Source organism: Streptomyces sp. NPDC060064, assembly GCF_042736455.1.
Classification (GTDB): domain Bacteria; phylum Actinomycetota; class Actinomycetes; order Streptomycetales; family Streptomycetaceae; genus Streptomyces.
In genome coordinates this window covers 144,581-166,629 of sequence record NZ_JBHWWF010000011.1, presented here as the reverse complement: position 1 = coordinate 166,629, position 22,049 = coordinate 144,581, and the positions used below count along the sequence as shown (strand labels likewise).

Genomic DNA, 22,049 nt, shown 5'->3' with positions numbered 1-22,049 from the left:
AGGCCGCAAGGTCCGACCTCACGCAGCGTGCGGGTGTAGTTCAGTAGTAGAACATCCCCCTTCCAGGGGGAAGGCGCAGTGTGCAATTCCTGTCACCCGCTCTGCATCGCTTTACCGGCCATCCAGGTGGATCAGGTAGGGTGGTGATCGCACCGCCCAGTGAGAGCTGAGCGGCAGCAATGCGGACGTGGCTCAGTTGGTAGAGCATCACCTTGCCAAGGTGAGGGTCGCGAGTTCGAATCTCGTCGTCCGCTCAGAGTGAAGGCCCCGGTTGATTCGACCGGGGCCTTCGTCGTATCCGTACGGCCCGGGTCCGATGACATTTGTCATCGGCAGTGATGACAGCGCGCACTGCCCGTGGCTCACGCTCGGCGGAAGCCTTGAGCCATGACCACAGACCAGTACGTCATCGAGGCGGAAGGGCTGCGCCGGACCTACTCCGGCGGCTTCGAAGCGGTGACCGGAATCTCCTTCTCCGTGGCACGCGGCGAGATCTTCGCCCTGCTCGGGACCAACGGCGCGGGCAAGACCTCGACGGTCGAGCTGCTCGAAGGCCTCGCCGCCCCCGACAGCGGGACCGTACGCGTCCTCGGCCACGATCCGTACCGCGAGCGCGCCGCCGTCCGGCCGCGGACAGGCGTGATGCTCCAGGAGGGCGGCTTCCCCTCCGACCTGACGGCCGCCGAGACGGCCCGTATGTGGGCGGGCTGCACCAGCGGGGCGCGGCCCATCGGTGAGGCGCTGGAGCTGGTGGGGCTCGAACGGCGCGCCGACGTGCGGGTCAAGCAGCTGTCGGGCGGCGAGCGGCGGCGGCTGGATCTGGCGCTGGCCCTGCTCGGGCGGCCGGAGGTGCTCTTTCTCGACGAGCCGACGACCGGTCTTGACGCGGAAGGGCGGCTCGACACCTGGGAACTGGTGCGGACGCTGCGGGAGGGCGGCACCACCGTGCTGCTGACGACGCACTACCTGGAGGAGGCCGAGTCGCTGGCCGACCGGCTGGCGATCATGCACAAGGGGCGGGTCGTGAGCACGGGCACCCCGGCCGAGGTGACGGCGGCCCGGCCGGCGCGCATCCGGTTCGTCCTGCCCGAGGGGGTGGCTGCGGGACGGCTGCCGCTCTCGCTGCGAGCCGCCGCGGACGGCCGGCGGATCGAGATCCGTACGCACCAGTTGCAGCAGGCGCTCGAAGAACTGCTGCGGTGGGCGCGGGAGTCGGACGTACGGCTCGAAGAGCTGGATGCCCGCACCGCCTCGCTCGAAGAGGCCTTCCTCGACATCGCGCGGGGCGCGGCGCAGGACACCGCGCAGGGCATCGCGAAGACAGAAACGGCAGGTGTGTGACATGACCGCGACGGCTGGACGACTGACCGCTCTCGGGCGGGCCGAACTGACTCTTCTGCTGCGGAACCGGACCGCACTCGCCGTGGCGCTGGTGATGCCCGTGGCGAGCGTCGCGGGCATCAAGTCATCACTGGACCAGATCGATCCCGACAAGGCCGGGATGAGCCTCGCGGAGGCGGCGATGACGGGCGGGATCGGGATCGTGCTGATCCTCGTCGTCCATCTCAACCTCGTCTCGGCGTATGTGGCGCGGCGCGAGGAGCTGGTTCTCAAGCGGCTGCGCACGGGGGAGGTACCGGACCGCGAGATCCTCGCCGGGACGGCGCTGCCCGCTGCCGGTCTCGCGCTCGCGCAGTGCGTGCTGATCGTGGTGGCCGGGGTCGCCTTCCTGGGTGTGGGGGCGCCGAAGCGGCCCGAACTGCTGGTCCTGGGTGTGCTGCTGGGGATGGTGCTGCTGGCCGCGCTGGCGGCCGCCACGTCCGCGCTGACCCGGACCGTGGAGAGCGCTCAGCTCACCACGCTGCCGATGCTCCTGATCTCGTATGCCGGCTCCGGCCTGTTCATACCGCTGGAAGTGATGCCGCAGGAGCTCGCGTCGGCGTGCAAACTGCTGCCGGTGACCGGAGTGATGACGCTCGTACGGGCCGGCTGGCTGGGCGGTGCCGACGCCCATGACGTGGTCGGGGCCGCGGTGACGGCTCTGGCCTGGACCGCACTCTCGGTGTTTGCTGTGCAGCGGTGGTTCCGCTGGGAGCCCCGCCGCTGACTTCGGGAGTTTCTGTGCGAGTGAAGGGCTGGAGCGGCCGCAGCGGACTGGCAAAGGTGGACCTGTATACGCGCGGCACGGTCTATCTGATCCCGTGGGCGGGGGTCCTCGGGCTGACCTTGCTGCTGCAGGCCCGGCCGGTCCACGAGGACGGGCAGCTGATGCTGGTCTTGAGCGCCTCGCTGCTCGCCGTCGCGGAGGGGGTGCTCTGCGGACGGCTGGCCCGGCACGCGATGGATGCCTATCTCGGGCAGGGGCAGGTGCCCCGGAGCCTTCTCTCGCGGGCGGCGGCGGTGACGGCCGCGACGACGGCCGCCGTGGTGGCGCTGGCGGCGACGGTCGATCTGACAGGGCTGCTGCCGACCATGCTGGCGGCGGGGCTGGCGCCGTTCCTGACCGTCCACTGTCTGCTCGTACGCAACCGGACCACGGCCCTGATCCAACTCGCGGTGCTGGCCGTGGTGGGCGGGCTGGTTGCGCTGACCGGCCGGACCGCCGCTGAGGCGCTGTTCGCCGTCGTGACGACCGGCTTCGTGACCGGCTGGATGGCGTTCACGGCCCGGGTGTCCATGTGGGTACTGGCGGTGATGTGGGAGCTGCGCGAGGCGCGCGACGTACAGGCGCGGCTCGCCGTCGCCGAGGAACGGCTGCGCTTCGGCCGCGATCTGCACGACGTACTGGGCCGGAACCTCGCCGTCATCGCGCTCAAGAGCGAGCTGGCGGTGCAGCTCGCCCGGCGCGCGCGGCCTGAGGCTGTCGACCAGATGACAGCGGTCCAGCGCATCGCCCAGGAGTCGCACCGAGAGGTACGGGACGTGGTGCGTGGCTACCGCGAGGCAGACCTGCGGGTGGAAGTGGAGGGCGCGCGGGGCGTGTTGGCGGCGGCCGGGATCGTCTGCACCGTCGCGTGGGGGGAGGCGGAACTGCCCGGCGATGTCCAGTCGGCGCTGGGCTGGGTGGTCCGGGAGGCCACGACGAACGTGCTGCGGCACGGGGACGCTCAGCGCTGCACGATCTCGGTGCGCACCGAGGACGACACCGTCGTCCTGGTCGTCGAGAACGACGGGGTGACCGAGGCGGCGCCGGGCGACGCCCCGGGCTCAGGGCTCGCGGGCCTGCGGGAGCGGCTGTCCGCGGTGGTCGGCACGCTGGAGGCCGGCCCGTGTCGGGGCGGACGCTTCCGTCTGACGGCCCGCGTTCCCCTCGATGACGGCAGAAACGACGGGGACGACCTGGTCGGGGATGACGTGAAGGAGGCGGTGTGACCGTACGCGTACTGCTCGCCGACGACGAGCATCTGATCAGGGGCGCCCTGGCCGCCCTGCTCTCGCTCGAAGACGATCTCGTGGTGGTCGCCGAGGCGGCCACGGGCGGCGAGGCCCTGGCCATGGCTCGGGCGCACCGGCCCGATGTCGCGGTCCTCGATCTCCAGATGCCGGGGCCGGACGGTGTGAGTGTGGCCACATCCCTGCGGTCCGAACTGCCCGAGTGCCGGACGATGATCGTGACCGGTCATGGGCGGCCCGGCCACCTCAAAAGGGCGCTGGCTGCGGGTGTGCGGGGGTTTGTCCCCAAGACCGTGAGCGCCCAGCGGCTGGCGGAGATCATCCGTACGGTGCACGCCGGAAACCGCTATGTGGACCCGGAGTTGGCGGCCGACGCGATCTCGGCGGGGGACTCGCCGCTGACCGGCAGGGAGGCGGAGGTGCTGGAGCTGGCGGCGGACGGGGCACCCGTCGCGGAGATCGCCGAACGGGCCTCGCTGTCGCAGGGGACCGTGCGGAACTACCTCTCGTCGGCCGCCTCCAAGCTGGGTGCCGAAAACCGGCACACGGCAGTGCGTCTCGCACGGGAGCGAGGTTGGGTATAGTGGGCTCCGCGCTACGGCGCATGCGGACGTAGCTCAGTTGGTAGAGCGCAACCTTGCCAAGGTTGAGGTCGCCAGTTCGAACCTGGTCGTCCGCTCAGCTTGAAGGCCCCGGTCCTTTCGACCGGGGCCTTCTTCGTGTCTGTCTGTCGGTCGTGTCTCCCGGCCGTGTCTACGACCAGCTCATGCCGGTCAGCAGCTCGTACGCCTCGATGTACTTGCCGCGGGTCGCGTCGACGATCTCCTGCGGGAGGGCCGGGGGCGGCTGCTCGCTCTTCCTGTCCCAGCCGGAGGCGGGCGACGTCAGCCAGTCGCGGACGTACTGCTTGTCGTACGACGGCTGGGCGCGGCCCGGCTCCCAGGTGGCGGCCGGCCAGAAGCGCGAGGAGTCCGGGGTCAGCACCTCGTCGGCGATGACGAGCTCGTCGCCCTCGAAGCCGAACTCGAACTTGGTGTCCGCGAGGATGATGCCGCGCTCGCGGGCGATGTCACGGGCCCGGCTGTAGACAGCGAGGGTCGTCCGGCGCAGCTGGGCAGCGGTGTCCGCGCCGACCTGGCGGGCGACTTCCTCGTAGCTGACGTTCTCGTCGTGGTCACCGACGGCCGCCTTGGTGGCGGGCGTGAAGATCGGGGCCGGGAGCTCGGAGCCGTCGGAGAGCCCCTCGGGCAGCGCGAGACCGCAGACCGTGCGGGACTCGTTGTACTCGACGAGACCCGATCCGGTGAGATAGCCGCGGGCGACACACTCGACCGGGACCATCCGCAGGGACTTGCAGACAAGGGTGCGGCCGGCCCAGTCGGCAGGGGCACCGGCGGGCAGCTCGGTGGAGATGACGTGGTTCGGTACGAGGCTCTCGAGACGCTCGAACCACCAGAGCGAGAGCTGGGTGAGCACCCGTCCCTTGTCGGGGATCTCGGTGGGCAGCACCCAGTCGTACGCGGACATGCGGTCGCTGGCGACCATCACGAGGTCGCCCGCCTCGTTCTGATACAGATCGCGCACCTTGCCGGTGTGCAGATGTACCAGGCCCGGCACCTGAAGCGGCTCGGGCTTTTCGACGAATCCGGACACGGTTCCTCCCCGTGGTGGAACAAGAGGGGCGCCCCGAAGGGGCACCAACGCGTCCGATTGTCCCGTACGCGGGAAGCGCGGGCCCGGCCAGGGGCCCCTCGGCGTCTCTAGTCGCGTTTGCAGATGCGGTCGAGCAGATTGGCGGTCGCCCGCTGGACGCGGGTGTCGACATGGCCGGGCCGGTCCAGCGCCGGGGACCAGGCGAAGGTGCCGGACGCGAAGACCAGGGCGCCGGAAGGGGCCCGGTAGAGGGACGTCTCCTGGTGGCGGGTGGCGTCCTCGCTGTCCCGGTACGGGGAGTGGGCGAGCAGGATCCGGCCCTGGTGCTCGGGGAGCGCGGTGCGCGGGAAGTAGCGGTCGGCCTCGCCCGCGACCAGTCCGGCGAGCTCGTCGCCCTCGCCGGCGCCGGTCGCCTCCCAGAGCCAGTGGTCCGCGTTCCGTACGACCAAGGGATACGGCTCGGGGACCCGTCCCGCGTACTGGATGCCCAGCAGCTGCTGCTCGGCCCGGTCGATCTCGCGCCAGAGTGCGGGCTTGCCGGGGCAGCGGCGCTTGCGGCAGGTCAGGAGACGGTCGGGTACGCCGGAAGGCGCGGGCCCGAGCTCGACCTGCCAGTACATGGTGTTGGCGGAGAGGAAGACGAGCGAGGTGCCTTGGTCGCGGGCGAGCTCGACGGTGCGGCGCATGGGCGCCGACCAGTACTCGTCGTGGCCGGGGAAGACCAGTCCTCGGTAGCGGGAGGGGTCGACCCGGCCGGCGTGGAGGTCGCGGGTGTCGGCGTAGGCGAGGTCGTAGCCGTAGCGCTCGGCCCAGCGGATGAAGTCGTAGGCGTGACCCACGTGGAGGGGGAGGCCGGCGCCTGCGTACGGACGGTCGAAGGAGACCGTGATGGCGGCGTCCTCCTCGCCGAGGAGCCGGCCCGTCTCGTCCCAGGCGTGGTAGAGGCTGGCGCCGGTACGGCCGTCCTCCGGATAGAGGTTGTACGCCTGCCAGGTGATGTCCGGGAGGAGCAGGAGGAGGTCGGCGGGGCGGTCGTCGCGGACCGTGAAGGGAATGTGGGAGCGGTAGCCGTCGCCGGTGGTGAGGACGGCGACGTAGGCACCGATCGACCAGTAGGAGGGGATCTGCAACCGCCAGGAGAGCCACCAGTGGTGGCAGGAGACCGTGCGGTCGGCGGCGAGCGGGGGCGGCTGGACGATCCCGGAGAGACGCGGGCTGGTGGTGATCTTGGCGGCGCCGTCGCCCGCGTAGTGCCCGATGCGGTAGATGTCGACGGAGAACTGCTGGGGCGGATCCACGGTGATGTGGAAGTCGATCGACTCACCGGGTGCGGCCGCGCCGGTGGACGCGAAGCCCTTGATCTGGCGGCGTACGTCGTCGGCGGAACGGGGCCCGCCGGAGCGGCCTCTGGCAAGGGTGGGGTCGGCGTACCAGGGGACGACCTGGCCGGTGTCGTCGAAGTAGTGCTCGCTGCCGCGCAGCCACGGGAGCGGGCCCTGCCCGAAGGGATCCGTGACCGCGTGGGCCAGGGCGCCCGATTCCCATCGCCGGATCTGCTCCGCCCCCATGCCGCGCCCTCCCTCGATGCCCCGGGACCACTGTGATGCGCCGATTGTTCAGCGCCGGTCTCCAGCACATCACATAACGCACGCACTCCGTCACCGTTCGTCGCGAATTGGCGTGAACGGAACGCGCCGTTCCGTCGTGCGGGACCGTGATCGACCGGTTTCGGAAGCGTGGCTCGACCGGTTTCGGAAGCGTGGCTCGACCGGTTTCGGAAGCGTGGCTCGACCGGTTTCGGAGCGTGACTCGACCGGCTCCCGGGGACCGGTGAGTGGGCAGATGCGCGCCTACACCAGGCGGACCGGCTTCTCAGGGCGGATGCCCAGCGTGGTCAGCCAGCCGCGCAGTGGGGCCGCGTCGCCGTCCTCGATCAGGCTCAGGACGCGGCTGCCCAGGTCCGCGCGGCGTTCGCCGTTGATCAGAAGGGCCGGGCCGTCGAGCCAGTCGAGGCCGGGGACGGCGCCCGCGGTGTCGACCGCGGCGCAGCAGACCATGGCCGTGACATGGTCGGCGAGCAGCTCGCGGCCGGTACGCGGCGGCTGCAGCGGGAACAGGGGCAGCGGGTCCGCACCCCAGCCGTTGACGGGGTCTGCCGGGCCCTGCGGGAGCGGCGGCGCCTCCTCCTCGCGGGCGACCTCCGCGCTGATCCCCGCCGCCAGGGTGTCGCCGATGGCGGTGCCCCGCGCCGACAGGTGGTTCATCACCCGCGCGAGCGTCGGGCCGTCGGGGCCGGTCGACGGAGGCACGCCCAGGCCGTCGAGCACCCGGTGGAGCCGGGCCGCCTCCGTACGCCACTTCCGGTCGACGACCTCTTCCGGATACTGCTGCCAGTCCACCGGGGACCAGTCGGGGCCTGCCTCGGCCGGGCCACCGTGGAAGAGGCGGGCCGCCAGCAGCGAAGCCGCCTCGTCGACCGCGCCCGGCTCCTCGAGCAGGTCGCAGGCGGGGCGCTCGCCCAGCCTGGATGCGAAGCCCTCGGCCAGGCGGTCGCGACGGGAGAGCTCGGTGAGGGCCGAGACGACGCCCGCGTCCAGACGGGAGGGCCAGCGGCCCATACGCCAGGCGGGCAGCGCGACCCGGGTCAGCAGCCGGTCCCACCCTGCGTAGGCGAGGCCGACCTGCTCCTGGGCGACGATCCGCAGACCGTAGTCCACAGCCTGTGCACGCTCGGAGGCATCGGCCGCGACCCCGCGCTCCATCTCACCGACATGCAGCTGGCAGCTGCGCAGCAGCAGCCGGGCGATCCGGCCGACAAAGCCGAGCGCGAGCCTGGGTATCGCTCTCCGGCCGGGGCTCGCGGCAACCGCGACCGCCGCGTCCAGTCCCCGTACGAAACGGCGGGCCGCGGCTATGTCCGGGTGTGCGGAGGGCGCGGTGCCGGCCACGACCGGCGCCAGCACCGCCCGCAGCTCCGCGACCCGCATCCACCACAGGAACGGCGAGCCGATCACCAGCACGGGCGCCTCGGCCGTCCGGCGTCTGCGCCCGCCCTGAATCCCCCGGATCGCATGGGCCGGGTGCGTACGGTCCTCGAGCCAGCTGTCGCAGTCGGGTGTGAGCGCGAGCGCGGACGGCGCGGGCACCTCGAGGCGCTCTGCCACGTCCCGCACCAGCCGGTACAGATCAGGGGCGGCCCGCTCCGAGAGCTCCACGGTCGGGCTGAGTGCCGGACTGGCCCGAACGATCACGGTCGCGACCGCCGCGGCGACCAGCAGCACGATCACCGCGCAGAACGTCACACCCCAGCGCGCCGCGTTCCAACTACCGCCGTCCATATGGTCCGTGGTACCGCCTGCCAGCAGCACGACGGCAACGGCCGCGGGCAGCAGCGCCACGGCCAGCGCCCGGCTACGTATACGCAGCACGGCGAGAGCCCGGGACCGCGCGGCCTGCGCGCCCATGGACTCACCGATACCGGAACCCGACACGGCCGGACTCACCCCCTCTGCCCTGCGACGGTGCTGCTCACTCCCCCACTGTGGCACCCACCACTGACATCGCAATGCCGGTGGGCCAAGTGCCGGAATGCCTGCGCCGCACCCTAGTTGGGGCTTCGGCGGGCGTCATCCGGATGGGTCACCCGTCACTCGATGGAATGGCTTTGGGCAAAGGTGATGACGGGCTCCGGGCCCTAGAGGTTCACTCCCCGGCGGCTTTGCGTGCGATGTCCGTGCGGTGCTGCGAACCGTCCAGGCGGATCCGGGCCACCGCCTTGTACGCGCGTTCGCGGGCCTGCGCCAGGTCCTTGCCGGTCGCGGTTACCGAAAGTACGCGGCCACCGGCACTCACGACCGCGTCGCCTTCGTGCCTGGTCCCGGCGTGCAGGACGTACGCATGGGGGGCATCCTCGGCCGCGACCTCGTCCAGGCCCTCGATCGGGTCGCCGGTGCGCGGGGTGTCCGGGTAGTTGTGGGAGGCGACGACCACGGTCACGGCCGCGTCGTCGCGCCACCGCAGCGGCGGCTCGAGGTCGAGGGTGCCCTGGGCCGCGTTGAGCAGGACGCTCGCGAGCGGCGTCGCGAGGCGGGCCAGGACCACCTGGGTCTCCGGGTCGCCGAAACGGGCGTTGAACTCGATGACCCGCACGCCGCGCGAGGTGATCGCGAGGCCCGCGTACAGCAGCCCGGAGAAGGGCGTGCCACGGCGGCGCAGCTCGTCGACGGTCGGCTGGAGGACGGTGGCCATGACCTCGTCGACCAGCTTGGGGTCGGCCCACGGGAGCGGGGAGTACGCACCCATGCCGCCGGTGTTGGGGCCTTCGTCGCCGTCGAGGGCGCGCTTGAAGTCCTGGGCGGGCGTCAACGGGACGACGGTCTGGCCGTCGGTGATGGCGAAGAGGGAGACCTCGGGGCCGTCGAGGAACTCCTCGATGACGACGCGGTCGCAGGCCAGCGCGTGTTCTCGGGCTGCGGCGAGGTCGTCGGTGACGACGACGCCCTTGCCGGCGGCCAGACCGTCGTCCTTGACGACGTACGGAGCGCCGAAGGCGTCCAGGGCCTGGTCGATCTCCTCGGGAGTCGTACAGAGATAGCTGCGGGCCGTGGGCACTCCGGCCGCCGCCATCACGTCCTTGGCGAAGGCCTTGGAGCCCTCCAGCTCGGCGGCCTCCCGGGAGGGGCCGAAGCACGGGATGCCCGCGGACCGTACGGCGTCGGCGACCCCGGCGACGAGCGGCGCCTCGGGGCCGACGACGACGAGCTCGGCCGCCAGCTCGGTGGCGAGCCGCGCCACGGCCGCGCCGTCCAGCGCGTCGACCGGGTGCAGCTCGGCGACCTCGCCGATGCCGGCGTTTCCGGGCGCGCAGTGCAGAGCGGTGACGTCGGGGTCGAGGGAGAGAGAGCGGCACAGGGCGTGTTCGCGGGCGCCGCCGCCGATGACGAGGACCTTCACGGCAGCCAGCCTAACCGCCGGGGGCGGCTGGTCCTGTACGGGCCTCCGAGGACCCGCCCGCTACTCGTTCGTATATTCCTCCACGACCGTGGCACCGAGCTCGCGCACGATCAGGTCGTGGCCGGAGAGCGCGGAGTCGACGAGGTCGGGATCGTCCTCTTCCGGTACGTCGTCCTCGGGAGCGACCGGGGGCGGGGTGTGCACCGGGGCCGCGCGCGGCGGCTCCGGCGCGGAGGTCTGCGGGCCTGATCCGGAGTGGGGAGCCGCCGGGGCGGGGCGGGGCGCGGGGGCTGCGGGGGGCTGCGGGGCCGGAGCCGCCGGGGCACGACCGCCGCCGAATCCGCCACCGAAGCCGCCGCCGCCGGACGGGGGCTGGGCACCGCCGCCGGGACCGCCTGCGCCACCTGTGCCGCCCGCACCGCCCGAGGGATCGATGATCGCCTCGACCTTCCACTGCACATTGAACTGCTCGGAGAGCGCCTGCTTCAGCACCTCCTCGCTGCCACTGCTCGCGAAGTTGTCCCGAGCGCCGGCGTTGATGAAGCCGAGCTGGAGGGTGGTGCCGTCGAAGCCTGCGACCTGGGCGTTCTGACTGAGCAGGATCCAGGTGAAGCGGCGGCGGTTCTTCACGGCCTCCAGGATGTCCGGCCACATGTTCCGCACCTGTACGGCGCCCTGCACCATGCCGGCGCTCGGCGCGGCGGGGGCGGACGCGGCCGACGCGGGGGCAGGGGCCGCGGGCGTGGGCACCGCGGGCTGGCCGCCCTGTCCCGGGGCCGATGCCGTGGGCCAGCCACCGGGACGCCGCCCCGGCTCCGCCGCGGCCGCGGCGGGCCAGGCCCCCGGGCGCGAGTCGGCCGGCTGTGGCTGCTCCGCCGGGGGAGCCACCGCCTCGGGAGCAGGTGCGGGTGCCGTAGTGGGCGCGGCGGGAACAGGAACGGGCGCGGGCGCACCTCCGCCCCGAGCCGCCGCCCGGGCCGCGGCGGGCCCGCCCCCCTGCGGGACCGGCGGTACGGGAGCGTGCGCCTGCGCCTCCGGCCCCGGCACGTACCCCATCGCGGGCCCGGAGCCCCCGGTCGAGAACGTCGCACCCCGCTCCAGCCGGTCCAGCCGCGCCTGCATCGACCGCTCGTCGTCGAAGGCTGCGGGCAGCAGCACCCGCGCACAGATCAGCTCGAGCTGCAGCCGCGGCGAGGTGGCGCCGCGCATCTCCGTGAGCCCGGTGTTGACCAGATCGGCGGCACGGCTCAGCTCGGCCGCACCGAAGACGGACGCCTGCGCCTGCATACGCTCGACCACGTCGGCCGGTGCGTCGATCAGGCCCTTGTCCCCCGCGTCCGGCACGGCGGCCAGGATCACCAGGTCCCGCAGCCGCTCCAGCAGATCGGCGACAAAGCGCCGCGGGTCGTTGCCGCCCTCGATGACCCGGTCCACGACCTCGAAGGCCGCGGCCCCGTCACCCGCCGCAAAGGCATCCACGATCGAGTCGAGCAACGACCCGTCCGTGTACCCGAGAAGGGAGGTGGCCATGGCATACGTCACACCTTCCTCGGTCGCGCCCGCCAGCAGCTGGTCCATCACGGACATCGAGTCACGCACGGACCCGCCGCCGGCCCGCACGACGAGCGGCAGCACGCCGTCCGCCACCGGGATGTTCTCCTTGCCGCACACCTCGCCGAGGTACTCGCGCAGCGTCCCCGGAGGCACCAGCCGGAACGGATAGTGGTGCGTACGCGACCGGATCGTCCCGATGACCTTCTCGGGTTCGGTGGTCGCGAAGATGAACTTGAGGTGCTCCGGCGGCTCCTCGACCACCTTCAGCAGAGCGTTGAAGCCCTGCGGGGTGACCATGTGCGCCTCGTCAATGATGTAGATCTTGTACCGGCTGCTCGCCGGCCCGAAGAAGGCCTTCTCCCGAAGATCACGCGCATCGTCGACACCACCGTGCGACGCGGCGTCGATCTCGATGACATCGATCGACCCCGGCCCGTTCCTGGCGAGGTCCTGGCAGGACTGGCACTCGCCGCACGGCGTCGGCGTGGGGCCCTGCGCGCAGTTCAGACAGCGGGCGAGGATGCGCGCACTGGTCGTCTTTCCGCATCCGCGCGGCCCGCTGAACAGGTACGCGTGATTGACCCGGTTGTTCCGCAGGGCCTGCTGCAGCGGGTCAGTGACATGCTCCTGCCCGATGACCTCGGCGAACGACTCGGGGCGATAGCGGCGGTACAGCGCAAGGGACGACACGCCTACGAGGTTATCGGGGCCCACTGACAAGCGGCGCCGCCCGACGGCGCTGGGGACCGGCCCGCATCCGCATCCGCGTCGCGGACCGGGAGGCGGACCGTCGGGCAGGCAGCGCCCGCAAACGCAAGCGCCCCCCACGCACCCGCCAGAGCCAACCTACCCTTGCTGCCTTCCGGCCCTGGGGGATTTCAGTCAGATAGCGCCACGTGAGGGGCTCCGCACAGGGTACCTGATCGCAGGGGGTGGGAACGAGTTCGCTAGCACTCCTCAACGTCTTGTATTGTTTGCCGCGGAGGATTCGCCTAGTGGCCTAGGGCGCACGCTTGGAAAGCGTGTTGGGGGCAACCCCTCACGAGTTCGAATCTCGTATCCTCCGCCATTGCTCTCACCGGGCAATACGTCGAAGGGCCCCACCGTTCGCGGTGGGGCCCTTCGTCGTGCGTGGTTGCAGTTTTGCTTGCCAGGTGATCGAACGGATCCTCGCGAGTCAGGTCGATCAGCGGAGATCCGACAAGGCCGTCATTTCGGTGCTCGTTTCGCTTGTAGCGACTATTACAGGGGGAACAGGCCAGCAGGAGATTCGGCCTGGCCAGCGCTGGTCGCAGCCCTCACCAACGCCGAGGCCGCCGGCCACGACACGCAACGCCTCCTGGAGCACGCCACCCGACAGCGTGCACTGGATGACGCCCGCTCGGCTGCGCGGACGCTCACCTGGCGCATCCAGCGCCTCTCCCAGAGGCAAGCCCCCAGCGCCCGAGCACGCGCCGCCCAGGCCCGCAGGGCGGAAGCGTCACGGGCAGCACCCTCCTTCCAGGTGGGACGGGGGAGCCGCAACCAGCCCGCCACGCCAGGAGTGCAGGGGCGACGACGGTGACCCTGGAGGTTGGGGCAGAGCCGAACGCCCACGGCTCTGATGCGGCTGAAGGTCGCCAATTACTACGGTTTCTGCCCTCACCGCAGGGCAGAAACCTCACAGGGGGGAGACCCACGGCTCAGATTCTGTCCGCCCGCAAGTGGCCATCCATGGACATCCGCGAGTGCGTGAGCCACGCCGGCGAGGGTTCGGGCAGCACGTGTGATGGCCTGCGTCCTTGTCACCCGCGAGCACCACCCGCTGCAGCGCCAGAGCCTCGAGGTCCTGGGGCAGATGCACTGTCGCGGGCGCCTGGAACTCCTGCTCGTCCTGCCCGACGGCAGCAAGTCCTGGTCCCGGCGGCCTGGACCGACTACGCGGCTGATGCCCAGCCCGGCACGGGGACCGAGCCTGCGGGATACGAGGTCCTCGCAGCGCCCGAGGACCTGCTGGTGGCCCGCGTCGTGGTTTCCGCGCTTCTCGCGCGGACGATCAGCGCCCCGGAGCAGGCTGCACGGCAGTTTTCGTCCAAGGAGGACCACCGTGCAGCCCGTCCAACTCAGTCTGCTCCCCGATCAGTTACTCTCGCCGCCGAACCAGCTGATCGACCAGCTCCCGCCCCAGGACCTACAGGGGGCCCTGGCCCAGTTCGCCCGCCTCGTCGCCAAGATGACCGCCGCCAACCGCCCGGAGACCAGCGATGAGTGACAACAGCAAGGTGCCCCCGTCCCATCGGCAGAAAACGGCGATCGTCTACGTTCGCCAGTCCACCCTCCTCCAGCTCGAACGCAACAAGGAGTCCACCCTGCGCCAGTACGATCCGGTCGAGCGCGCGGTGGAGCTGGGCTGGTCCCGCGCGATGGTCAGCGTCGTGGATGAGGACCAGGGCCACTCCGGCTCCACCGCGGTCGGGCGCCGCATTCAGTTGGTCACATGCGGATCAGGTGGCCGGGGCCGGGGTGACGATGGGGGTGTTGAAGCCACCGTTGCCGTTGCCGGGGTAGGCGTGGATGCTGCCGTTGGTGTGGATGGCGATGAGGTCGCTCTTCTGGTCACCATTGAAGTCGGCTTCGGAGATCAGTCGCATGTTCTGCCAGCCGCCGCCGGTCTTGCTGGCGGTGTTGAAGGTGCCGTTGCCCTTGCCGGAGGACAGGTACAGGTCTCCGCTGTTGTGGACGGCGTAGATGTCTGACTTGCCGTCGCGGTTGAAGTCTCCGGCGGAGAGCAGGCGCATGTTGGTCCAGCCTGTGCTGGACGCGGTGCCTGAGGTGAAGTTCTTGCCGTTGCCCGGGTAGAAGAAGAGGTTGCCGTTGGTGTGGATGGCGAGCAGGTCGCCCTTCTTGTCGCCGTTGAAGTCGGCCGCAGCGAGCAGGCGTATGTCGCCCCAGCCGCTTGCGACGACGGAAGAGCCGGTGACGCCGTTCTTGCCGTTGCCCGGGTAAAGGTAGAGGTTGCCGTTGGTGTTGGCAGCGAGGATGTCGGCCTTGCCGTCACCGGTGAAGTCGGTTGCGGCCAGCAGACGCATGCCGGTCCACTTGCCCGGACTGACCTTGACGGGCTTGCCGAACTTGCCCTTGCCGTCGCCGGGCTGGGCGTAGAGGAAGTCGTCGGCCGCATCGATCGTCAGCAGGTCGGCCTTCTTGTCGCTGTTGAAGTCCTCGGCTGTCATCAGCAGTGCCCACGACCGTCCCGCGGTGGTGGCGATCCAGTCGGCCATGTCGTCCGTGCGGGTGGCGATGGCGTCGGTGCGGGTCTCGGTCTCGGTCTCGCCCAGGCAACCGCCCTGCCGCGAGCGGGTGGCGATACCCACCAGCTCGACGCCTTCTTCGGTCTCCCGCAGCAGCGGGGCTCCGGTGTCACCCTTGCACAGGACGTCGTTTGCGGTCACACCCGTCAGGGTGACATCGGTGCCGGAGGCTGCGCCGACCTTCATCGCCGCGGAGTGGGCCGCGCCGGGCACCCATTCGGTCTTGGTGCGGCCGAAGCCGATCGCCTGCAGAGTGTCGCCCTCGTCCGCCGGGGAGGCGGCCACTGTGAGGGAGGTGATGCCGGTCGCGGGTGTCGCCATGCGGGCCATGACCAGGTCGCCACTGGGGGAAGGGACAAGTTCGGCGACTTCGGCGACGTGCCCGCCGGTCCCGGTCACGGAGCTTCGACCGATACTCGCGGTGGTCTTGAAGGCCGGCTTGCCCGCGGCGATCTGGGTCGGGGTGGCCGGGTTATTCGCGAAGCAGGCCGCGGCGGTCAGCACCCACTGGCGGTCCACCAGGGCACCGGAGCAGGAACGGGAGGTGTCGCCTTCACCGATGTGGAGACGGGCCACAGATGCCTGGCTGTCGGCGGAGGCAGCCGGACCGGAAGCGGCCGTGGCGGGTATACCGGTGAGGACGGCCGAACTGGCGGCAGCGGCTACGACAGTTGTGAGTACGGCGAGACGGGTGTGTATGCGGGACACCGTAAAGATCATCCTTGCTGTGGGGCGGGAGGGACTGCAATAGGGATCGTCAACCGGTGCTAACGCAATCTCAGCCAGTGGAAATGGCCGATGCCGACCCGCTTGAGGGCCGCTGTGCCGTGACTCCCCCGGATACCGCTTCGGACGGATTCCTTACCGGACTTCAAGCACCGGTTCGGATTTCCACGAGAGTGTGCTCGCGCTTCTGCGGGTCGGCGGTGATGCCCACCGGCGTCCACTGGCCCTTAGTCACGTCGAAGGAGACATCGGTGGCCGTTCCCGGAACATTCATGTCGACCGAGACCGTACGGTCGATTCCCTTGACGCCATAAACGCTGGGGAGCTCCAGGGTCAGATAGCCAGAGGGCCCAGTGACCTCGAAGCAGAAGCGACTTCCGGCATCCTGACTGCTCCACACCTCCAGAAGCCCGCCCTTGGAATCACACGCGACAAGGACGATGTTCCCGTTACCCTTCTTGAGCTTGATTTTCTGGGTCTTGAGTATCTCCTCGGCTTGCGGGTAGCCGAAGTCCTCCACTGCGTACGGAATCTCGGCGGACGCGGCCGCGGGAGCATCCGACGGAGCGCCGACGGCAGTGGCCACACCTGCGGCCATGGTCGAGACAGCGAGCACACCGACAGCGGACAAGATTGTGACGCGCTTCACGAAGAAGCCCCCCTCGAAACTGACAACAGGCACAAGCAGCGAACGGCCCAAGTCTGACTGTAGGGAACAGCGGTTTCGGTGCACTTCCCCCAGCACCAAACAGAGGTGGTCAAAATCCACTCTGCATTCCCCCGCTTACCGAGTATCACCCTCGGGCAGCGAAGCGACTTTACACCGCTCCCACCGTGCGTCAAAAATCTTGGTCGCGGATACACTCCGGCTCGCGGCACAGCACAATGCCGCCGGTTTGCCGATGCATGGGGGTATCGGGAACCGAAACAAGCGGAGTTGACAATTCAGTGACCACGTCACAACGAAACGGAATGCGATGGTCCGGTGGGGGAGCCAGGCGCACGGCCCGTCTTCTTACGGTGGGTTCTCTGGCACTTGCCCTGATTGCCTCTTCCGAAGCTCTGGGGGCGTCAGTCGCCTTCGCCGCGGACGAGCCCGCCGATGCCCAACTCACCGACCGGGGCCGGGTCATCGAGGCCTGGCGTGCAGGCGGGGAGAGCACTCGCGCCGCAGCCGAGCAGGCTCTCGCAGGGTCGGACCAGCAGATCGCCACATTCCTCGATGACGGTCTGCGCCGCGCAGCCGAGGAGGACGACCGCCTCCGCGCACTGCGCATGGTCAGCCACAGCGGACCCGGAGTCCGCAAGGGGATCAGCGAGGTCCTGAACTCGCCCGCGCAGCTCTCCAACTATCTGAAGTCGGGATGGCAGAAGCCGCACCAGGACGACCTCCGGCAGGACGTGCTCGAGGTTCTGCACGCGGGGGGCAGCACGGTCAATTCGGTCGGCAGTGAGGCTCTGACCACCGGCACCACCCAGGCGCTCCAGCTGTTTCTGACCAAGGGTCAGTACAAGGCCCGGGCGAACGACGACCGCCTCGAACTGTTGACGCTGATGAACGTTGGCGGCCCGACGCTGAAGAAGGCCGCGCAGGAGGCCCTGACCGGCGGCCCGGCCGAGATCCGGGAGTTTCTGGAATCGGGCCAGCACGTGGCCAGAGCCCGCGACCAGGAAACTATGACGGTCGCCCAGCTTGCCGAGGTGGCTCGTAAAGCGGGTGTGGTGGCCAAAGCGCAGACCGATGCGGCCTCCAAGGCCTCGGCACAGGCGGTTGCCGCCTCCCAGATCGCCAAAGCGGAGGCGGCTCACGCCGCCGACGAGATGGCTGATGCGAAGAACGACTCGGTAAAGGCAGCCAACGCCGCAAGGCGAGCCGCCCGCGCCGCCGAGGGGGCGGCGAATGCTGCCCGCACCGCCATCAGCGCTGCCAGCACGGCCACTTCGGCTGCTCGGACCGCAGCCTCTGCTGCCTCGGCCGCCGCAGCCGCCGCGGCCGCCGCAGGTGAGGCAGCGGCTCGCGCCTTCAATCTGGCTACGGCCACGCTCAAGGACGCCGGCCAGGCCGAGGCCGCCCGCAAGTCCGCGGAGCGGGCCCGTGAGGCGGCTGCCGGGGCACGTACTGCCGCGAAGGCGGCGCTCGCCTCGATGGACGCCGTCAAGGAGGCGGTCAAGGCCGCCCAGGCTGCCGCGGCAGCCGGAGAGAACGCCGCCGCAACCGCAGACGCGGCCGCACAGGCAGGAGCCCATGCCGGTGTCGCGGAGGCGGAAGCTCGTCGAGCCGCCGCCGCAGCCGCCAAGGCCCGCCAGGCCGCTGCTATCGCGACCAGCGCCGCGAACACCGCAGAGCGGCTGGCCGGGCAGGCTGCCCAGGCTGCGCAGCAGGCGCACGCCTTTGCCAACAGTGCCGCCGGCCACGCAGAGGCTGCCTACAAGGCGGCCATGGAGGCTGTGAGCCAGGCCGGCAAGGCCGTCAACTTCGCGAACAAGTCCACGGCCCACGCCGATGCCGCGCTGAATGCAGCGAAGACCGCCAAGGACGCCGTGGACCAGGCGCGCACCGTGGAGGCAACCGCGCGCGCTGCGGAGAACGCGAATCTGGAGAACGAGACCGCTGAGGCGATCCTGGACGCCGAGGAGGTGAAGCAGCAGGAGGAGCAGGCCAACGCGGCCTTCGCCAAGGACCAGGCTGAAGCTACCCGTATCGACACTGAGACCCGGCAACTGCTCGCCGATGCCCGCAAGCAGGAGACCACGTCCGCCGACGTCTTTGCCAAGGGGCGTACGGCCGCGGTGCGGCTGCTGACCACCGGCGGTCCATGGACCCGTAAGGCCGCTGAGACCGCGCTGTCGGGCACCGATGAAGATGTACGGGCCTGGCTCAACGTCACGCAGGCCATCGCCGCCGAGCAGGACGACCGCGCCCGCGTGGCGCACCTGTCCGACACGGGCACGGCGTCCGTGAAACGGTCTGCCGACGCCGCTCTGGCAGGCTCTCACACCGATGTGGTGCGCTTCCTCGAGCGCGGACAGCACGACGTGCAGATCGACGACTACCGCGTAAGGGTGCTGGAACTGTCCCACTCCGGCGGCTCGGGCGTGAGGAAGGCGGCGAGCGCCGCCATCGACGCGGGCACCGCCGATGCTCTGCTGGAGTTCATACGAACCGGCCACGCCAAAGCCCAGCGGGACGACGACCGGGTCGAAACCCTGCGCATCATGAACAGCGGCGGCCCGGAAACCAAGGCCGCGGCGCAGATCGCCATGGCCGGACCGTCGTGGATGGCCCGCGAATTCGTCACCGTCGCCCAGCACAAGGCGGCAAAGCTGGACTACGAGGCCGCAACCCACGAGGCATCGGTCAAGAAGATGATCGCCGAGGCCGCACGGGTCGCCGCCCAGGCGGGCACGGACAGCGCGAAGGCAGCCGAGGTGGCCGCCCGCGCCCGCGACGCGGCGGCTGACGCGACCAAGTACGCCAAGGACGCCCTGAAGTCGGCCAGCGAAGCCGACGGCTTCGCCGATGACGCGAAGGCGTCCGCGAAGAAGGCCGACACCTCGGCGCAGCAAGCTGCCGAGTCCGCCCGTCTGGCCAAGGGCGCCGCGGCCAGCGCGAACCAGTCGGCCGCCCAGGCCACTGCCTCCGAGCGGTCCGCCGCCAAGTCGGCGGCGCAGGCCAGCACGTATGCCTCGATGGCCGCTGATTCAGCCGAGATCGCCCGCCACGCCGCGTTCAAGGCGAACCAGGACGCCCAGGCAGCGGCCAAGGCCGCTCAGGATGCCCTGAGCATCGCGGCGCGCAAGCAGCGTGAGGAGGACGAGGCCCGGCGCGCGAAGGCCGACACGGCCGTTCCCGGCAAGTCCGGTGAGGGAGAGGTCGATGGCCTCCAGGAGTACGAGAACGGCGTCACGCTGTTCTGGTTCGACGGTGGCTGCTACCTCAACGGCACGGCCATGCCGTCGAGCATGACGCTCGGGGCCTGCGAGAAGGTAGCCGCGGACTTCGATGACTGGATGGGCGACTGGGAGGGCAACATCCTGTGGGAGTCGCTGATGGAGACTCCCGACCCCGCGAAGTCACTGCTGGCGGCCTACTGCGGATACGACGACAACCGGCCCTTCGTCAGCGACAAGAAGGCCGATATCTGCGGCCCAGCCCTGATGAAGGAGCTGGAGCAGGTCGTCCCGGCGATGTACTACCTCGAGTCGGGTGCCGGGAAGGCCATCGGCAAGCTCTTCAAAGAACTCGGCAAGAAGGTCGGCATCAGAGCCAAGCCGCGTCTGAACGGACCGGCCTTCGGCCGTACGCAGTTTGAGCTCTACAAGCAGACCCTCCGCGAGGAGATGGCCAAGCCATATGTGGTGGACAAAGCACTCAAGGAGTGTGTGGACAAGCTGTATCGTGCCAATGCATCAATTGGTAGCGGCAGCACGGCAGCTGCTGTGAGGTACGAGGCCATCACTGGGAAGCCGGTAGGTAATGCCTTCCACGCCCAAAAGGCCAAGGACGAGATATCCTTCCTTTACACGTGGCTGAAGAAGAGCCCGATGGCTCGACTGGGCGACCGTGCAGCCGCAGAGAATTTGATCCAAGACATGGAACAGGCTCTCAAATTCGCAGCCAATCTGGCGAAAAAATAGAGTAAGGTCAAGCATGACAGACCCGCAGTGGTGGCGCGAGATGCTGACTGTAGACGCATCTCTCGCGGCCAGAGTGGACGACGACTATCCGCTGACATCAAAGCTTGGCTCCTTCGGCCTCGCATTTTCAGATCTCTGCGGCGATCTCACCGAGCAACAGCGTGGGAGAATTCTGGAAATCGTGGAGAGGGTGCTGGCGTCAGGGGATGAGGAGGATCGGTCCGCTGTGGCAACCGGATTTCTTGAAGCCCTCCTCCATAAGTGGGATGATGGCTTTGACCTGGAGTCCATCTGGCCTTTGATGGGACCGCTCTCCCGAGAACATTGCCTGGCCTGGAATGCTTTCGGTGGCGTCGAATCACCTGCCTGGATGCGTCCGACGTAGCCCTCGTCCGCTCTCGATGAAGACCCCCGCACCGTGTGCCTTGCCGGCCAGGGTGCGGGGGTTCGCATCGTCCCGCCGCGCCGGGCTTCCGGCGGATGCTGAACCGCCGGCGGGCCGCATCCAGCGCGCTGGGGCCAGCTGCCCCGGGACCCCCAAGGCCCGGACCGTCGGAACAGTGCTTTCAAGTCCGCACCGTCGGGCGTCGGGCCGGAACCGTCAGGTCGGGAGCCTCGCAGTGCCCCGATCAGGGCGGCGGCCAGCAGCAGGTAGACCACCACCCGGGCCGGGATCTTCCAAACCGTTGCTGGACGGCGCCGGTATCGGCGAGGGGCTCGTTGCTGGACGGCGCCGGTATCGGCGAGGGGCTCGTTGCTGCCGCTGCTCCTCCGTCAGTTTGCCCACGGGGCCCTCCGCTCAATTGCTCGCGGCCCCAGTGTGAGAGAGAAGATGCACAGCTCGGTCACTTTGACCGTCCTCGGCTTCCGTGTGCTCAGAGCGACCGAACTGGAATGACAACAATCGAATTCGCAGAAGTCATCGCGGTGAGTGACGGCTGATCACAAACCGGAAAGGCCGCTCCGCTCCGCTTCGACGAGACGGCCACGTGGGCGTATCACTGCCCAGGAATGCCTCCGTGCTCCAGGTAGACCATCTCGCCGCGCCGTCATGCCCGGAACGAGGCCATCGAGATCGGTTATGCCGCTGCTCTGAACGACGTGCGCGACGGCGACTTCGACGACGACATCCGGGAGTGGCGACCGGAGCTGTCCGTGGAGTAAGCCCAGGTCGGCAGGACTGAACCCATCTGCTCCGTGGTCTCAGTTCTGGTCTCATTCACGTGCGTCCGGGACCGTTCAGAAGCCCCACCACACCCTGCTCCACCACAGGTCAGAACGCTCCCGCATACCTGCGGACCCCCAGACGAACATTTGGAAAGCGTGTTGGGGGCAACCCCTCACGAATTCGAATCTCGTATCCTCCGCCATTGCTCTCACCGGGCAATACGTTGAAGGGCCCCACCGTTCGCGGTGGGGCCCTTCGGCGTTGTCCGTCTCAGTTTCCGTCTCAGTCTCCGTCTCAGTCTCCGTCTCAGTTGGTCCTCGGCAGCTCCCAGAGCGCATCGCCGACCTGCTGCGCCACCTTCCGCAGCATCGGCCCAGTGACGTGCATGCCATCCGCGCTGCTCCCCCAGGCCCCCAACCCATGATCGCGTCCACCACAACGTCCGGGACACCGAGCAGCAGAAGCACCGTAGCCGCCGTGTGACGTGCATCATGCAGCCGACCGTCCCGCACACCTGCGTCCCGAAGCAGCTTCGGACGGGATGTGCGCGGGCAGCCGGGAGGCGTCGAATGCCTCCCAGGTGGGTGCAGTGGTTTCTATGCCGGCGTCACCGCCGTCGATGCCGAGTTGGTAGATCGCCAGTACCTGTTCGGCATGCTCGGGCAGCATGCTGA

General features: G+C 69.6%; 14 protein-coding genes, 4 tRNA genes, 1 other RNA gene and 2 pseudogenes. 11 read left to right on the top strand and 10 right to left on the bottom strand.

The features are described 5' to 3' along the window. The first annotated feature begins 29 nt into the window (after nucleotides 1-29). From ACFWDI_RS15875 to ACFWDI_RS15845, 7 genes are all read left to right on the top strand, one after another. Nucleotides 30-101: transfer RNA gene (locus ACFWDI_RS15875), tRNA-Gly, on the top strand. An 80-nt stretch (nucleotides 102-181) separates the two neighbouring features. Then, nucleotides 182-254: transfer RNA gene (locus tag ACFWDI_RS15870), tRNA-Gly, on the top strand. A gap of 133 nt (nucleotides 255-387) precedes the next feature. Beyond that, complete coding sequence (locus tag ACFWDI_RS15865; protein WP_385304353.1) at nucleotides 388-1,341, top strand: ABC transporter ATP-binding protein; 954 nt, start codon at nucleotides 388-390, stop codon at nucleotides 1,339-1,341. Nucleotide 1,342: 1 nt separating this feature from the next. After that, nucleotides 1,343-2,107 carry an ABC transporter permease gene (locus tag ACFWDI_RS15860; RefSeq protein ID WP_385304350.1) on the top strand — a complete coding sequence of 255 codons (765 nt, stop codon included), beginning with the start codon at nucleotides 1,343-1,345 and terminating at the stop codon, nucleotides 2,105-2,107. A 20-nt stretch (nucleotides 2,108-2,127) separates the two neighbouring features. Continuing rightward, entirely contained in the window at nucleotides 2,128-3,372 is a 1,245-nt protein-coding gene (locus ACFWDI_RS15855; RefSeq protein ID WP_385304431.1) for a sensor histidine kinase, read from the top strand. Further along, complete coding sequence (locus ACFWDI_RS15850; RefSeq protein WP_328674668.1) at nucleotides 3,369-3,977, top strand: response regulator transcription factor; 609 nt, start codon at nucleotides 3,369-3,371, stop codon at nucleotides 3,975-3,977. The genes ACFWDI_RS15855 and ACFWDI_RS15850 overlap by 4 nt, the downstream gene beginning before the upstream one ends. 22 nt (nucleotides 3,978-3,999) lie before the next feature. Continuing rightward, a tRNA-Gly gene (locus tag ACFWDI_RS15845) sits at nucleotides 4,000-4,072 on the top strand. Between the two features lie 74 nt (nucleotides 4,073-4,146). On the opposite strand, the gene ACFWDI_RS15840 is transcribed toward ACFWDI_RS15845, so the two are convergent. The 6 genes from ACFWDI_RS15840 to ffs all read right to left on the bottom strand — a co-directional run bounded on the left by ACFWDI_RS15840 (nucleotide 4,147) and on the right by ffs (nucleotide 12,462). Continuing rightward, complete coding sequence (locus ACFWDI_RS15840) at nucleotides 4,147-5,046, bottom strand: phosphoribosylaminoimidazolesuccinocarboxamide synthase (protein WP_385304348.1); 900 nt, start codon at nucleotides 5,044-5,046, stop codon at nucleotides 4,147-4,149. Between the two features lie 107 nt (nucleotides 5,047-5,153). Then, complete coding sequence (locus tag ACFWDI_RS15835) at nucleotides 5,154-6,614, bottom strand: N,N-dimethylformamidase beta subunit family domain-containing protein (protein ID WP_385304346.1); 1,461 nt, start codon at nucleotides 6,612-6,614, stop codon at nucleotides 5,154-5,156. A gap of 282 nt (nucleotides 6,615-6,896) precedes the next feature. Further along, nucleotides 6,897-8,537, bottom strand: a complete 1,641-nt coding sequence (locus ACFWDI_RS15830) for a hypothetical protein (RefSeq protein WP_385304344.1) — start codon at nucleotides 8,535-8,537, stop codon at nucleotides 6,897-6,899. Between the two features lie 211 nt (nucleotides 8,538-8,748). Further along, nucleotides 8,749-9,999, bottom strand: a complete 1,251-nt coding sequence (purD, locus tag ACFWDI_RS15825) for a phosphoribosylamine--glycine ligase (RefSeq protein ID WP_385304341.1) — start codon at nucleotides 9,997-9,999, stop codon at nucleotides 8,749-8,751. Between the two features lie 60 nt (nucleotides 10,000-10,059). Beyond that, nucleotides 10,060-12,243, bottom strand: a complete 2,184-nt coding sequence (locus ACFWDI_RS15820) for a DNA polymerase III subunit gamma and tau (RefSeq protein ID WP_385304339.1) — start codon at nucleotides 12,241-12,243, stop codon at nucleotides 10,060-10,062. 120 nt (nucleotides 12,244-12,363) lie between these two features. Next, an RNA gene (ffs, locus tag ACFWDI_RS15815) (signal recognition particle sRNA small type) lies at nucleotides 12,364-12,462 on the bottom strand. Between the two features lie 72 nt (nucleotides 12,463-12,534). Between ffs and ACFWDI_RS15810 the strand changes: the two genes are divergently transcribed. Together ACFWDI_RS15810 and ACFWDI_RS15805 are read left to right on the top strand one after the other, a co-directional pair. Continuing rightward, nucleotides 12,535-12,622 (top strand) — tRNA-Ser (locus ACFWDI_RS15810). 1,017 nt (nucleotides 12,623-13,639) lie between these two features. Continuing rightward, nucleotides 13,640-13,804 (top strand): hypothetical protein, encoded by a 165-nt coding sequence (locus ACFWDI_RS15805; protein WP_385304337.1) that lies wholly within the window; start codon nucleotides 13,640-13,642, stop codon nucleotides 13,802-13,804. A 232-nt stretch (nucleotides 13,805-14,036) separates the two neighbouring features. On the opposite strand, the gene ACFWDI_RS15800 is transcribed toward ACFWDI_RS15805, so the two are convergent. Together ACFWDI_RS15800 and ACFWDI_RS15795 are read right to left on the bottom strand one after the other, a co-directional pair. After that, nucleotides 14,037-15,551 carry an FG-GAP-like repeat-containing protein gene (locus ACFWDI_RS15800; protein WP_385304335.1) on the bottom strand — a complete coding sequence of 505 codons (1,515 nt, stop codon included), beginning with the start codon at nucleotides 15,549-15,551 and terminating at the stop codon, nucleotides 14,037-14,039. Nucleotides 15,552-15,714: 163 nt separating this feature from the next. Beyond that, complete coding sequence (locus ACFWDI_RS15795; protein WP_385304333.1) at nucleotides 15,715-16,218, bottom strand: hypothetical protein; 504 nt, start codon at nucleotides 16,216-16,218, stop codon at nucleotides 15,715-15,717. 371 nt (nucleotides 16,219-16,589) lie between these two features. Between ACFWDI_RS15795 and ACFWDI_RS15790 the strand changes: the two genes are divergently transcribed. Both ACFWDI_RS15790 and ACFWDI_RS15785 read left to right on the top strand, forming a co-directional pair. Beyond that, complete coding sequence (locus tag ACFWDI_RS15790; protein ID WP_385304331.1) at nucleotides 16,590-20,207, top strand: ALF repeat-containing protein; 3,618 nt, start codon at nucleotides 16,590-16,592, stop codon at nucleotides 20,205-20,207. Between the two features lie 13 nt (nucleotides 20,208-20,220). Further along, complete coding sequence (locus tag ACFWDI_RS15785; protein ID WP_385304330.1) at nucleotides 20,221-20,592, top strand: hypothetical protein; 372 nt, start codon at nucleotides 20,221-20,223, stop codon at nucleotides 20,590-20,592. A 1,089-nt stretch (nucleotides 20,593-21,681) separates the two neighbouring features. Here the strand turns inward: ACFWDI_RS15785 and ACFWDI_RS15780 are convergent. Next, nucleotides 21,682-21,908: pseudogene (locus ACFWDI_RS15780) on the bottom strand (site-specific integrase); the annotation flags it as partial. A gap of 10 nt (nucleotides 21,909-21,918) precedes the next feature. Next, a pseudogene (locus ACFWDI_RS15775) lies at nucleotides 21,919-22,044 on the bottom strand (N-acetyltransferase); the annotation flags it as partial. Nucleotides 22,045-22,049: the final 5 nt, after the last annotated feature.

Coding starts and splice junctions, on each gene's coding strand:
- ACFWDI_RS15865 (WP_385304353.1), top strand. CDS start 388: ATGACCACAGACCAGTACGTCATCGAGGCGGAAGGGCTGCGCCGGACC.
- ACFWDI_RS15860 (WP_385304350.1), top strand. CDS start 1,343: ATGACCGCGACGGCTGGACGACTGACCGCTCTCGGGCGGGCCGAACTG.
- ACFWDI_RS15835 (WP_385304346.1), bottom strand. CDS start 6,614: ATGGGGGCGGAGCAGATCCGGCGATGGGAATCGGGCGCCCTGGCCCAC.
- ACFWDI_RS15785 (WP_385304330.1), top strand. CDS start 20,221: ATGACAGACCCGCAGTGGTGGCGCGAGATGCTGACTGTAGACGCATCT.